The 14,064-nt window shown below is 42.9% G+C and carries 13 protein-coding genes and 2 tRNA genes; 13 read left to right on the top strand and 2 right to left on the bottom strand.

Annotated elements, in window-relative coordinates; all coding sequences use genetic code 11:
- Positions 1 to 2 precede the first annotated feature (2 nt).
- The 13 genes from secG to pnp all read left to right on the top strand — a co-directional run bounded on the left by secG (position 3) and on the right by pnp (position 12,765).
- Positions 3 to 311, top strand: a complete 309-nt coding sequence (secG, locus tag AOT82_RS08220) for a preprotein translocase subunit SecG (RefSeq protein WP_021814138.1) — start codon at positions 3 to 5, stop codon at positions 309 to 311.
- A gap of 142 nt (positions 312 to 453) precedes the next feature.
- A tRNA-Leu gene (locus tag AOT82_RS08215) sits at positions 454 to 537 on the top strand.
- Between the two features lie 124 nt (positions 538 to 661).
- A tRNA-Met gene (locus AOT82_RS08210) sits at positions 662 to 738 on the top strand.
- A gap of 443 nt (positions 739 to 1,181) precedes the next feature.
- Positions 1,182 to 1,682 carry a ribosome maturation factor RimP gene (gene rimP, locus AOT82_RS08205; RefSeq protein WP_058023609.1) on the top strand — a complete coding sequence of 167 codons (501 nt, stop codon included), beginning with the start codon at positions 1,182 to 1,184 and terminating at the stop codon, positions 1,680 to 1,682.
- Between the two features lie 137 nt (positions 1,683 to 1,819).
- Complete coding sequence (gene nusA / locus AOT82_RS08200) at positions 1,820 to 3,304, top strand: transcription termination factor NusA (protein WP_071002604.1); 1,485 nt, start codon at positions 1,820 to 1,822, stop codon at positions 3,302 to 3,304.
- Positions 3,305 to 3,455: 151 nt separating this feature from the next.
- The gene (gene infB / locus AOT82_RS08195) at positions 3,456 to 6,191 is read left to right on the top strand and encodes a translation initiation factor IF-2 (RefSeq protein ID WP_071002603.1); all 2,736 of its coding nucleotides are present in this window, start codon (positions 3,456 to 3,458) and stop codon (positions 6,189 to 6,191) included.
- 202 nt (positions 6,192 to 6,393) lie between these two features.
- Complete coding sequence (locus tag AOT82_RS08190) at positions 6,394 to 6,783, top strand: ribosome-binding factor A (RefSeq protein WP_071002602.1); 390 nt, start codon at positions 6,394 to 6,396, stop codon at positions 6,781 to 6,783.
- Between the two features lie 9 nt (positions 6,784 to 6,792).
- On the top strand, positions 6,793 to 7,881 hold the full coding sequence (truB, locus tag AOT82_RS08185; protein ID WP_071002601.1) for a tRNA pseudouridine(55) synthase TruB: 1,089 nt from the start codon (positions 6,793 to 6,795) through the stop codon (positions 7,879 to 7,881).
- Between the two features lie 335 nt (positions 7,882 to 8,216).
- The gene (locus AOT82_RS08180) at positions 8,217 to 8,741 is read left to right on the top strand and encodes a type 1 glutamine amidotransferase domain-containing protein (RefSeq protein ID WP_071002600.1); all 525 of its coding nucleotides are present in this window, start codon (positions 8,217 to 8,219) and stop codon (positions 8,739 to 8,741) included.
- A gap of 92 nt (positions 8,742 to 8,833) precedes the next feature.
- The gene (locus AOT82_RS13840; protein WP_156770984.1) at positions 8,834 to 8,995 is read left to right on the top strand and encodes a hypothetical protein; all 162 of its coding nucleotides are present in this window, start codon (positions 8,834 to 8,836) and stop codon (positions 8,993 to 8,995) included.
- 126 nt (positions 8,996 to 9,121) lie between these two features.
- Positions 9,122 to 9,298, top strand: a complete 177-nt coding sequence (locus AOT82_RS13945; RefSeq protein ID WP_167669387.1) for a hypothetical protein — start codon at positions 9,122 to 9,124, stop codon at positions 9,296 to 9,298.
- Positions 9,299 to 9,672: 374 nt separating this feature from the next.
- Positions 9,673 to 9,939, top strand: a complete 267-nt coding sequence (gene rpsO, locus AOT82_RS08175; RefSeq protein WP_058023603.1) for a 30S ribosomal protein S15 — start codon at positions 9,673 to 9,675, stop codon at positions 9,937 to 9,939.
- 723 nt (positions 9,940 to 10,662) lie between these two features.
- Positions 10,663 to 12,765, top strand: coding sequence for a polyribonucleotide nucleotidyltransferase (gene pnp, locus AOT82_RS08170; RefSeq protein WP_071002599.1), 2,103 nt, complete (start codon positions 10,663 to 10,665; stop codon positions 12,763 to 12,765).
- A gap of 113 nt (positions 12,766 to 12,878) precedes the next feature.
- Here the strand turns inward: pnp and AOT82_RS08165 are convergent, their stop codons facing one another.
- Entirely contained in the window at positions 12,879 to 13,442 is a 564-nt protein-coding gene (locus tag AOT82_RS08165) for a hypothetical protein (RefSeq protein ID WP_071002598.1), read from the bottom strand.
- Positions 13,443 to 13,470: 28 nt separating this feature from the next.
- Positions 13,471 to 14,019 (bottom strand): hypothetical protein, encoded by a 549-nt coding sequence (locus AOT82_RS08160; protein WP_071002597.1) that lies wholly within the window; start codon positions 14,017 to 14,019, stop codon positions 13,471 to 13,473.
- Between the last annotated feature and the right edge of the window lie 45 nt (positions 14,020 to 14,064).

The following is a 14,064-nucleotide window of genomic DNA, read 5'->3' as shown; positions in this document are numbered from 1 at the left end:
CCATGTTTACGTTTATATTAGCCCTGCATATTATCGTGGCCATTGCCATGATCGGCTTGATTTTGATACAGCATGGTAAAGGGGCAGATGCTGGGGCTTCTTTTGGTGCCGGCTCATCAGGTACCGTATTTGGCGCGGCGGGAACTGCTAACTTTTTGACGCGTGCGACTGCAGTATTGACGGTCATATTCTTTATTACCAGTATGACGTTGGCGGTGCATGCCCGTAAGCAGGCTGAAGATCAGTTTCGTCTAGATGCGCCAGTTTCAGCACCGCAAACGCCGCGTCCATTGACGCAAAATCCTGAATAAGTGGCTTTTGAGTAGTCAGCGCTTGCTATTTTGGTAGGTTACATTTACAATGCTTTTCTGTTTTCGCAAGTCCTTATCTATTAATGCCTACCTTACGCATTATATATAGTAGATAGGAAGTTAGAGAACAGGGTGGTAAAATGCGATTGTGGTGGAATGGTAGACACGCCATCTTGAGGGGGTGGTGGCGAAAGCTGTGGGGGTTCAAGTCCCCCCAATCGCACCAAGTTTCACAGACGCCGCATAGCGTCAGGTTGGATTTTTTAGTAGCAACCACTTAATTTATAATTATTTTAAATAAAGTGTTGACACTTCTACATTATCTCCCTATAATATGCGTTCTAGATTGATGCGGGGTGGAGCAGTCTGGTAGCTCGTCGGGCTCATAACCCGAAGGTCGTTGGTTCAAATCCAGCCCCCGCTACCACTTTTTATACTGATGTCTTGTACACTAAATTTGTCAGTACCGATTAACCCACCATAATGTTTGTGGGTTTTTTTGTATCTGAAGGTCAGTGTTATCGCGGTATCTATCCTACTTATGCTAAGCTCTAGGTCTATAGAGTACGATATTACTCGTCACTGGTCATCATCGGCCGCCACTGGCACGATGCTCCTTAAGCAACACTATCTTTTATTCCTCACGCTTTTATCGATAGTAGTGCTTTATAACTAATAAAAGCATTGTTTGGCTGAGCTTGATGTTTTTTAGGCTCGTCCCTATATAAACGCACAACATCTGTTATATGTTTGTGGTTTACCATTATATAATGACCGTAATTCTTACTATATATAAGTACGAAAAGAGCAAAGCTTTGATACGGTTTACTAAGTACGATAGATAAGCGAATAGGAAAATACAAAGAGATTATGAAGCTTTCGACTAAAGTTGCAGAACTGACTAATATTATTGCCCCTGCTGTGGCCGCTTGCGATGTGTCGCTATGGGGTATAGAATTTGCGCCACAAGGCCGTCGCTCTTTATTGCGTATTTATATTGAGGCATTGCCAGAAGAGCAAGCCCAAGATAAGCACGTTACTATCGAAGACTGTGCCGCAGTGAACCATCAAGTAAGCGGTATCTTAGAAGTTCATGATCCTATCGCTGGTGAATATATTTTAGAAGTGTCTTCACCTGGTTTTGACCGTGCATTTTTCTCAGATGAGCAGATGCATGCCTATGTGGGTCAAACAGTAAGCTTACGTTTGATTCAAGCTATCGGCACAGGTGATCAAAAACGTCGTAAAGCAACAGGTACATTAGATAGTATCGATGATAAAGTTTTAAAACTGACGTCAAGCGATGGTGAGCAGTTTGAGATTGCATTAAGTAATATTGATAAAGCCAACTTAGTTTACGAAGATGCCTAACGACATATTATTAGGCAGCTGCTCATAGATCAGCAGTGTCATCTTCAAATAGCTTATGTGGCTTATAGTAACTATATGATAGCAACACCCAAATTATAAAATTTAAGTCAATCAAAAAATGATAGGACAGGTATAGCATGAGTCGTGAAATCTTAACGGTAGTAGAAACTGTCAGTAATGAAAAGGGCTTAAATCCTGAAGACATCTTTGAAGCCATAGAAGACGCTTTGGTGGTATCGACCAAGAAAAAAGTATATACTGAGCAGCCAGAAGTGGCTGTGCGAGTAGCTATTGACCGTGCAACTGGCGATTATGACACTTATCGTTATTGGACCGTGGTTGCAGATGAAGACCATGAAATGCCTGCTTGTCAGCTTGCTATCACAGATCTTGATCAAGAAGAATGGTCAATTGGTGATATCAAAGAAGAGCAAATCGAATCGATTGAATTTGGTCGTATTGCAGCCACTCAAGCAAAGCAGGTCATCATCCAAAAAATCCGTGAAGCTGAGCGCGCACTTGTGGCAGACGCTTTTGAGCCGCGTGTTGGTGAAATGATGTATGGCGAAGTCAAGAAACAGACACGTGATGGCTATATCATCGACTTAGGCGACAATGCTGAAGGCTACTTGTCACGCGATCAAATGTTGCCACGTGAGCAGCTACGTCCAAAATCACGTATCAACGCCATCTTATATCATGTAAACCGTGAAAACCGCGGTGCACAGCTATTGTTATCTCGCACGCATCCTGAAATGCTATCAGCATTGATGCAAAAAGAAGTACCTGAGATTGCAGAACAAATTATCGAAATCCGTAACGTCGCTCGCTTGCCGGGCACCCGTGCTAAAATAGCCGTGAAGACCAACGATCATCGGATTGATCCTGTTGGGGCTTGTATTGGTATGCGTGGTACACGTATCCAAGCAGTACAGCAAGAGCTAGATGGTGAGCGTATCGATGTTGTGGTTTGGTCAGATGATCCAGCTCAGTTCATCATCAGCTCTTTAGAACCAGCTGATGTCAGCAGCATCATCTTAGATGAAGACACTCAAACAGCAGATATTATCTTTAGCACCAACGATCAACTGGCACGCGCGATTGGCTCACAAGGCCAAAACGTACGCTTGGCCTCTGAGTTGACTGGCTATAAGCTGAATATGATGCTCGAAGAAGAGTACAAACAGCGTCAAGAAAACGAATCAAAAGCATTTATTGAATTATTTTATGATCGCCTAGAAGTTGATCAAGATCTAGCGCAGGCGCTGGTTGATATTGGTTTTACCAGTATCGAAGAAGTGGCCTATGTGCCAGTCGATACCTTCTATGACATTGAAGGGTTAGACGATGAAGCAATCGACATGATTCAAGAACGTGCTAAAGACGTCGTCATTGCTGATGAGCTGGTCAAACAACAGAACATGAAAGAGCCAAGTCAAGAGCTTCAAGAGCTTGAAGGTATGACAGTCAGCTGGGCCTATAAAATGGCACAAAAAGATATTATTACCGTGGATGATTTGGCAGAACAAGCCGTCTTCGATCTAGAAGATATCGAAGGATTAGACTCCGAAACTGCAGGAAAACTCATCATGAAAGCTCGGGAATCTTGGTTCGATGAATAAGCGGTAACTGCATATCGCTGTCTTTTGGTGATATGCTATTGAGAATAAAGTGCTGGTGTCTACATACTGTAAATACTGGCCTTAACCCAATCATTTGTAGCCAACAACTGAATTGAACATATAGCAAATAATAGACAGTAGGTGATAATAAATGGCAGATAAGACCGTCAAAGAACTGGCAGAAATGGTAGGCAAAACTACAAGTGCTGTAAAGCAGCAACTGGTAGATGCTGGCCTGCCTGCTCGCGCAGAGGATGACCTAGTCACCGAGTTTGAGCAAGAGAAGTTGGTGACGTATTTAAAACAAAGTCATGGTCAAAACGAAAAGCGTCGTATTAGTCTCAAATCTAAGACAACGAGTACCGCTCGTGTGACTGGCTCTTCGGGTAAATCTAAGAGCGTTAATGTTGAAGTACGCAAAAAGAAAGTATTTGAGAAGCCGGATCCAAAGAAAATAGCTGAAGAATTAGCCGCGCGAGAGCAGGCTCTCATTGAATCTCAAGAGCGTGCTGCTAAAGAAGCAGAAGAACGTGCTGCGACCAAGAAAAAAGCAGAAGAGCGCCAAGCGGCAACTTTAGCTGCAATGCGTGCAAGCTTAGGCTCTAGCAAAAAATCAGACGACAAAAACGATGATATTTCTACGTCAGTTGTCGTCAAAAAAGGCGGTAAAGCGAGCAAAGCCACCGTTGAAGTCAAGCCTAAAGAGCAGCCGAAGAAAAAGGTTGCTGCTACTAAACCTAAAGTTGAGACAGCTGCTGAGCGTAAAGCTCGTGAAGCACGCGAAGCCGAGGAAGCACGTTTACGTGAAATTGAGGCAGAAACACGCCGCAAGCAAGCAGAAGAAGCGCAAAAGCGTACGCTTGAGCAAATGCGTAAAATGGCTGGTAAATATACCGATCGTGAGCCTGTGGCAGAAGTGCGTAAAGATGAACCATTGGCTGAAGGCCTGGTCGGTGATGCATTAGAAGAGTCATTTGAAAAAGAACGTCGCGAAATCAAACGCGGTGCAAACAGCACGGGTGCTCGTGGTCGTCGTCGTAAGAATCAAGATGAGCGTGAAATCAAAAACCGTAAAAACGGTTTGCGTTCAACACAAGCCTCACAGCACAAGTTTGAAAAACCTGTCGAAAAAATCGTCTATGATGTTGAGATTGGTGAGCAAATTTCAGTTGCAGATCTTGCACAGCGTATGGCAGTCAAGGCTCGTGAAGTCATTAAATTACTGATGAAAATGGGTGAAATCGCTCGCGAATCAGATACCATCGATCAAGCGACAGCAAGTCTGATCGTTGAAGAGATGGGTCACAACCCTGTCCTTGTCAGTGATACCAAGGTCGAAGACGATCTACAAGATGCTGTCGATGAGCGCAGCAGTAACGTGCAAACCCGTCCACCTGTCGTCACTATCATGGGTCACGTTGACCATGGTAAGACCTCATTGCTTGATAAGATTCGCGAGACCAAAGTAGCGACTGGCGAAGCAGGTGGTATTACTCAGCATATCGGTGCTTATCACGTAGAAACCGATCGTGGTGTTATCACTTTCCTTGATACTCCCGGTCACGCAGCGTTTAGCGCAATGCGCTCACGCGGTGCTCAGGCAACTGATATTGTTGTACTTGTCGTCGCAGCTGATGATGGCATGATGCCACAAACGGCAGAAGCGATTGATCATGCACGTGCTGCTGGTACGCCAATCATTGTTGCTATTAATAAAATGGATAAGCCAAATGCTGATCCTGACCGTGTTCTCAATGAATTGACAACGAAAGAAGTCGTCACAGAAGAATGGGGCGGCGACACACCAATGGCCCGTATTTCAGCTAAGACAGGCGAAGGTATCGACGACTTACTAGAGTTTATTAGCTTGCAAGCTGAGTTAATGGAGTTAGAGGCGCCACTAGACGGTGCTGCACAGGGTGTGGTTATTGAATCAAGACTGGAAAAAGGTCGTGGCCCTGTGGTTAGTGTTCTAGTTAAGAAAGGCACGTTGAAACAAGGCGACTTGGTTCTAGCTGGTGAGCACTACGGTAAAGTACGTGCACTAACGGATGAGAATGGTCAACGTGTTAAATCAGCTGGCCCTTCTATTCCTGTAGAGATTTTAGGTCTGCCTGAAACACCTGCGGCTGGTAGTGAATTCTTAGTAGTAACGGACGAGAAAAAAGCGCGCGAAGTTGCGGCCTTTAGAACCAACCGTGAGCGTGAGCGTCAACTTGAGCGTCAAAATGCCATGCGTTTAGAAAGCATGTTCGATCAGATGGGTCAAGGCGATGTGTCATTCTTGAACATTGTATTGAAGACAGACGTACGTGGTTCACTTGAAGCACTACTAGCTGCCCTAAATGAATTGTCTACTGATGAAGTAAAAGTCAGAGTTATCAGTTCAGGTGTTGGTCCTATCTCTGAGTCTGACGTAACACTTGCAGAATCTAGCGAAGCGGTATTGTTAGGCTTTAACGTCCGTGCAGATGCCACCGCACGCCGTAAAGCAGATACAGCTAACATGGATATTCGTTACTATAGTGTCATCTATGGTTTGATTGATGATGTGAAATCTGCAATGAGTGGTATGCTTGCTCCTGAACATCGTGAGAAAATCCTTGGTGTTGCAGAAGTTCGTGAAGTATTCCGCTCTAGTAAGTTTGGTGCGGCTGCTGGTTGTATGGTGGTTGAAGGTACAATCTATCGCAACAAACCTATCCGCGTATTACGTGATGACCAAGTTATCTTTACTGGTCAATTGCAATCATTACGTCGTTATAAAGAAGACGTCAATGAAGTACGTACTGGTATGGAATGTGGTCTGGCCGTTCGTGGCTATGATGTCGAAGCTGGCGATAAGATCGAAGTCTTTGAAATTCAAGAGTTCGCCCGTACTATCTAAAGCCGCTGTTCGATAACAGAGTATGTAGCAATGCAATATGCCAAATGTGCTGAGCATGCTAGATACTCTGTCGATATTCAGCGGTACTTAGGCCTATCAGGTACACCCTGCTAGGCCTTTTTTAGCAAATATCATTACTACATTTTTTAGCAAACAGTTCTATATATTAATAACAATAAGCCCATTAAAGTAAGGTAACAACATGAACCAACGTCTACAACGCTTATCCGATCAGATCCAGCGTGAGCTTGCTGTTCTTATTCGTGATGAAGTCAATGATCCTCGTCTAACAGGCTTTGTCACAATTTCCAGTGTCAAAGTGAGCCCAGATTTAGGCTATGCAGATATCTATGTCACTATCATGGAGCCTGAGCTCAATGATGCCATGACTAAGACCAATCACGAAGAAAGCGTCAAAGTATTAAATAAAGCAGCAGGGTTTTTGCGTACTGAGCTGAGCCATAGCCTAAAAACACGTACTACGCCGCGCCTACGCTTTCACTATGATGAAGTGACTGCTCGTGGTAACTACATGATGGACTTGATTAATAAAGCCGTCAACAAAACTGAGCAAAACGAGAATGACGAGTAAGTTATTATTATGTCTATAACGTCTAAGCAACCTGATAAAAAAGCCAGCAAAGCACCTGAAAAAATAAAAGTTTCAGGGGTTATCTTGGTGGACAAACCCAAAGGTATGACTTCACAGCAAGTTGTGTCGAAAGTGAAGTATTTGTTTAAGTCACCGATACACGATAGCAAAAAGGCTGGTCATACTGGTACGCTTGATCCGATGGCAACTGGTTTATTGCCGATTTGCCTAGGCGAAGCGACCAAGTTTAGTCATTATCAACTGGATGCTGACAAGTCTTATCAAGCAACGATTTTGCTTGGTAGTCAAACCGATACGGGTGATGCAGACGGTCAAGTGGTGGCACAATCATCTATTCCAACATTTGATGATGTTTCATTGGCTACTATCGCACAGCAATTTCTGGGCCCTCAGCAGCAGATACCACCGATGTATTCAGCATTAAAAAAAGATGGCAAAAAACTGTATGAGTATGCCCGCGCTGGTATTGAAATTGATAGGCCACCGAGAGATATCATTATTAAGGCGATTGAGCTGCATGCGATTGATGATATACAGATTTGTTTGACAGTCACTTGTACCAAAGGGACTTACGTACGCGTATTAGCAGAGGATATTGCAAAAAAGCTAGGAACGCTTGGACATTTAACGGCATTGCGTCGCACGCAAGTCGGTAATTTTAGTATTGATGATTCTATTGCACTATCGGCTTTAGAAGACAAAGACTTAGATAGCCGACACTCTCAGTTATTGCCTGTCGATGCGTGTATTGATATCGATGCTGAGTTGGTACTGACCGAAGAACAGTGCGCGCGCGTACATATGGGACAGCGCTTAAACGTATCCGATAGCTTGATAGGTAAGCTTAGAGATTATGTTGCAAGCAATGCTGCTCATCAAATATCCCATGCCAGTGAAGCAGAAACCAATATTGCTGGTTCTGATATCGGTACTGAAGACAGCATGGACATCTCGCAGCCTTTACAGCACGAGTTAGCTGTTGATATACGCTTGCTAAATGAGCAAGGAGCATTTCTTGGATTGGGCGCCATTAGCCTCAATGGACGCTTACAGCCCAAAAAGCTTATCCAACGTTGAGGCTGTATTAATAAATGCTGATCAGTAGGCAACGGTTTTTGTCTGCTTTACTAATGGTTTACACTAATCACATACCGTCACATTTTATTGCAGGTTTCGCCTATGGTGAAACCTGTTTTTTTTATACAGTGTATATACCAGTTAAGGACAGCTGCATAAAATGAAAATGGACGACAATAATAACCAAAAAATAGAATTATAACCAAGGACATTTTCTAATAAGTATAAAACCAGTCAAGGGAAGACTATTAACGATGTATAACATTAATGAATGATAAAAATATTAAAACAAATGAATTAATACAAACTCAATGCTAAATACAAAAGGAAATATTATGAAAACGATCGCTTTTTTACTACACAATAACTTCGAGCAAGCAGAATATGAAGATGTGAATAACCAGCTAAAAAACAAAGGTTATAAGACGCTACTGATCACTACGAACGATGCTAAAGAAGTCCAAGCCATGCAGCAGGATGTAAATAAAGGTGATACCTTTACTGCTGATATCTTCGTAAAAGATGCAAATGTTTCCGATTATGATGCATTGGTATTGCCAGGTGGTACAGTGAACGCTGATACTATTCGTGGTAACAAAGACGCTCATAAGGTTATCAATGCCATTAACGACGCAGGTAAACCATTAGCTGTGATTTGTCATGCACCTTGGGCACTTATCAACACGGGCATTGCTAAAGGCAAAACACTAACCGCCTATCATACGCTGCAAACCGATCTAGAAAATGCTGGTGCGACGTACGTCGATAAGACTGTACAAGTCGATGGCAATTTAATTACTTCACGTAATCCAGATGATATCAGTAATTTTGTCGATGCTATCGACAAAGCATTGTCTTAAATTTTGCTTTATTTATTGAAAGATGAAAAATTAAAAATTCTCAACTATTTATAATTACAATTAAAGATATAATTACAATTAAGGAAAATATTATGTCTAACTCTAACCCAAATGATACTGAACTTGAGCAACAACGTGCTGAATCGGCAACGGCCGCTCTTAAGAGTCAAACTGAAGACAACCATACTGAAAACAGCGAAGCAGCAGCAGACCGCATTGCTAGTAATGTAAAAGATGCTAAAGAAGACAAATAGTATCTTTGTGTGTCATTCAGCCTAGAATGGTACAGCTGCATTTGGCTTTAGCTTAGTAGCAATAATTATCTTAGTATTGGTAACTGTAAAATAGATATTTTGAAAAATAATAATGTAGGAGCTAACATGAGTAACTCAACAGATAATATGGATGCGCAAGAAAAAAAAATTCAGCAATTATCAGAAGACATTGATCCTGGTGAGGATGCTACTCCTGATAGTTTGGCAGAAGCCACCACAGCGTCACCACTTGACGATGACGAGCTAGGTGGCAATGCAACACAAGATGATATTAACAAATAAGCAAACATTGTCATCTGTTGATAAACTGTCCTCCCATTAAGGCCAGATCTAAATTTACAAGTTTTATGAAAAACTGCTGATAGTTCAGCAGTTTTTTGTTATAATTGCCCTCACATTTAAATCAGGTTTTGAATAATGTATGTTAGTTAGATCCACACCTTAACTAGGTGTTGACGTTGATAAATATAATGCATACGTTCAAACGTGTTAAATGGTCGTTATCTTTAACTGAATTTGTCGTACACTAGGTCAACTCTAGTAATGCAGGGTTGTCCTGAATGGCGCGCAAGTTATTTTATTTACTATTCTACTGCTTTTAATCTGACTCAAATTGTAGTCCGTTTTTAAAGTTTTTAGCATTGCCGGAGATATTTATGCTAACTAATACCGATCGTGAACAAATCATCGCTCAATACCAACGTGGCGAAAACGACACTGGCTCCCCAGAAGTTCAAGTAGCTTTGTTGAGCGCTCGTATCAACGATTTGCAGAATCATTTCAAAGAACATAAAGCTGACCATCATAGCCGTCGCGGTCTTATCCGTATGGTTAACACGCGTCGCAAATTGCTTGATTACCTAAAAGGTAAAGATCTTGGTCGCTACACCACTCTTATCAGTCAGTTAGGTCTACGTCGCTAATCTAACGACAATAATACGAGTGGGTGGTAAAACAAAGGACGCCATTATATGGCAGAATCTTAAAATTTTTGCTAACCGCTTGGAACTTGTTTGTTGTTATCGATAAAATAGATTTTTCTAAAAACGGTGTGGAATAGTTTCACGCCGTTTTTTTATGCTTATTCATTTTGAAAGCTATGTTTAGATAGCACCATTTGTCTAAAACACATCAATGTCGACAAACATCAGCTACCAAAAATAATGATAATGATGCTGATTGGGCGTTAAAATCAGTATTTTCTATCGATAACGGCTCTGTTCTGCAATTAATTGGTCAATGGCTATAAATCACTGTAAAATAATGCCTTGTGAGTTCGATAGTATATCTACTGAATATATAGCGACTACTGATAAAGTACTTGTCTCTTAGCTTACTGCGTAAATAGCTGATTCTTGAGAGCGTAGACATAGCCTGGACGGTCTTTAGCGCCGAAGTCTTTTGACTTAATGTCTGTTTGATAGTATTTATAGTAAAGCCAAAATTGAACGACCAAATATACATAATAGTACGATGTCTAGCACGAAAAGATATATGAAATAATTAGGTAAAGTTATTGGCATTGATTGAGATGATTTCTAATAGAGAGATTGTCAGTTAATGACCATATACACAGAATTTTAATGACAGATATCAGGTTTTTCAAAGCTGATATCACTTTTGTCAGTCAACATTAGGAAGATTATATGACAATGTTTAATACCATTAAGCGTGAATTTCAGTACGGCGATCAGCAGGTCGTTATCGAGACAGGCCGAATTGCCCGTCAAGCAAACTCTGTATTAGTACATATGGGTGGCGTGACCGTACTTGTCGCAGCAGTCGTAAAATCAGAAGCCAAAGAAGGTCAAAACTTCTTTCCATTGACCGTAAACTATCAAGAAAAAATGTACGCTGCGGGTAAAATCCCAGGTGCTTACGGCAAACGTGAAGGCCGTGCGAGCGAGTTTGAAACGCTGACCTCTCGCTTAATCGACCGTCCGATTCGTCCGTTATTTCCTGAAGGTTATGTAAACGAGATTCAAATTACTGCCACCGTCGTGTCATCAGACAAGACGCAGCACGCAGACATCGCCGCGATGATTGGTGCATCAGCGGCATTGGCAATCTCAGATGCGCCGTTTAACGGTCCTATCGCTGGCGCACGCGTTGGCTTTATCGATGGCGAATACGTGCTAAACCCAACGCTTGAGCAGCTAGAAACCAGTGACCTTGACCTTGTGGTTGCGGGCACCAAATCAGCAGTATTGATGGTTGAATCAGAAGCAGCAGAGCTGTCAGAAGACCAAATGTTAGGCGCAGTCTTGTACGGTCACGAGCAGCAACAAATCGTCATCGACAACATCGTTGCCCTTGCTGAAGAAGTGGGCACACAAAAGCAAGAATTCACCGCGCCTGCTGCCAATGCTGAGCTAGAGTCTGCGGTAAAAGAACAGTTCGGCGACAAAATCGCTGAAGCCTACACCATCACTGAAAAGCAAGAGCGTTACGCGGCCCTTGATGAGATTAAGCAAGCCATCATTGAGAGCCTAGCAGGTGATGCTGAAGCGGACGACTACAGTGACAAAGTGTCTGAGCTCAAAGACATCTATGAAGAACAAAAATACCGCACCGTGCGTGACAATATCTTGTCAGGTAAGCCGCGTATTGATGGTCGTGATCTTGAGACGGTTCGTGCACTTGACGTACAAGTGGGTGTTCTACCATATACACATGGTTCAGCACTGTTTACCCGCGGTGAGACGCAAGCATTGGTGACAACCACGCTTGGTAACACCCGTGATGTCAATATGATTGACTCACTAGGTGGCACGATTCGCGACCATTTCATGCTGCATTACAACTTCCCACACTTTTCAGTAGGTGAGACGGGTCGTGAAGGCGCGCCAAAGCGTCGTGAAATCGGCCATGGTCGCCTTGCACGCCGCGGTGTACAAGCGATGCTTCCAGATAGCGAACGCTTCCCATACGTCATCCGTGTGGTATCAGAAATCACTGAATCAAACGGTTCATCTTCTATGGCGTCTGTTTGCGGTGCAAGCTTGGCGTTGATGGATGCAGGCGTACCATTAAAAGCACCAGTTGCTGGTATCGCGATGGGTCTGGTTAAAGAAGGCGAGCGTTTTGCTGTCTTGTCAGATATCTTAGGTGACGAAGATCATCTAGGTGATATGGACTTTAAAGTAGCCGGTTCTAAAAACGGTATCACTGCACTACAGATGGATATCAAGATTGAAGGTATTACCCCTGACATCATGGAGCAAGCGCTTAAGCAAGCCCACGCTGGTCGTATCCATATCTTGGACGCAATGAACCAAGTATTGCCTGAGAGCCGTACTGAAATCAACGCTCATGCACCAAACTATGCCGTTATCGAAATCAACCCAGACAAAATTCGTGACGTTATCGGTAAAGGCGGCGCAACTATCCGTCAGCTAACCGAAGAGACTGGTGCGGTTATCGATATCGATGACGCTGGTACGATTCGTATCTTTGGTGAAAACAAAGCAGCGACTAAAGCCGCTATCGGTAAAATCGAAGCAATAACTGCTGAAGTTGAAGTTGGCAAAACTTATGAAGGTACGGTTGCTCGTATCGTCGACTTTGGTGCGTTTGTTAACCTATTACCAAACACTGATGGCCTAGTGCACATCTCACAAATCGCAGAAGAGCGCGTAGAAAATGTATCTGATTATCTGAAAGAAGGTCAGGTCGTTAAAGTGCTTGTGCAAGACGTTGATAACCGCGGCCGTATCAAACTGACGATGAAAGGTGTTGAGCAGAACTAAGGCTCAGTATTTGATGTAGTTTGATTCATAAAAACCGCCTTGGGATGCTCTTATGAGTGCCCAAGGCGGTTTTTTTATGGGCGCAAAAAAGTGATGACTGGCTAGAGAGCCATTTATAAATCAATGCTTTTGGGCATATGTATATCGATACGCAGTTTTGGTAGGTCTTGTAAATACGTGGTCAATAATGGCAACGTATCAGTCTGCCAATCTAGAGGTAGCGAATTTATACTCCCATTTTTATTAGATATAGGATCGCGAGGATTATCGGAGATAAGCGGACGAGCGAGTAGCGCAACCCTACGGATACCCTGATAGCGTATGAGCGGAATTAATTTCTGCTGTAGGTCAATCAAAGCCGCGATGAGCCAACGCGACCGCGCAGGATGGTATGGGTGGTTTGATACAGCAAGGTTGGCGATATAACTTGGTTGATTGCCGTTACTACTGATGCCAAGACCAGATTGCTCACGTGTGCGCTTATACAGTAAGCAGCTGCCAACACTCAGACTGCCATCACGGCACACGCTATGATAATGATGATAGTTATCAGGAAACAATGTTTTGGCTCGCGTGAGCACAGGGTCTAGAATGACACCAGCGTTATTGACAGGTAAAACAAGCAGCTGTGCATTGCTATTTAAAATAGAGGCATGCGTAAGTTGCAGAATCGCCATTATAGACCTCTTTGTGAAAATCCTACGTTTATTGTGTCTCTGTACTAGTAGAGCTATCCGCTTCTAATTGTGCTATTTGCTGTTCAAGTAGAGCGATTTGTTCTGCTTTCATATCGGTTAGCTGTTTATTCATTGCCAATTGCTCAGCAGCCAACTTTTCTTGTTCAGCTAAGCGTTTACGTTCATCTTCTAAACGATCAATTTCTTCTTTGGCTAAGCTGTCCGTCTTTGGCAGCGGTGCATTTAAGATAGCTTTAGGGTTTCGCGTTTCAACACCCTTATTGTCGTCTGCACTGGCGCTTTCATCAGTGAAACTGCTGTCAGTGAGTACAGTGTCAGGCTCATCAGTTATGATGTGTGGAGTCGAAGCCGCTTGAGCAGCCTCGGTTTGCTTATTCATCGTAGTTGATTGAATGATAGGTGAAACCACTTCTGGCTCGGGTTTTACCCAAAGTAAGTAACCAACAGCAATGAGTATCACCGCAAAAATAAGGATAATCCAAACTCGTCGGCCAGCTGTCGCAGATGTTGCCCTAGAAGGCTTGGTCGATAAAGGGCGCATTTTTTTACGGTTCATATTATGATCGATTTGTGTCAAGAATATAAGTAGACCTACTATAGC

Origin of the sequence: Psychrobacter sp. AntiMn-1 (genome assembly GCF_001854065.1) — a bacterium.
Classification (GTDB): Bacteria; Pseudomonadota; Gammaproteobacteria; order Pseudomonadales; family Moraxellaceae; genus Psychrobacter; species Psychrobacter pacificensis.
The sequence above is the reverse complement of the archived record's forward strand: the minus strand, read 5'-3'. Positions and strand labels throughout refer to the sequence as shown.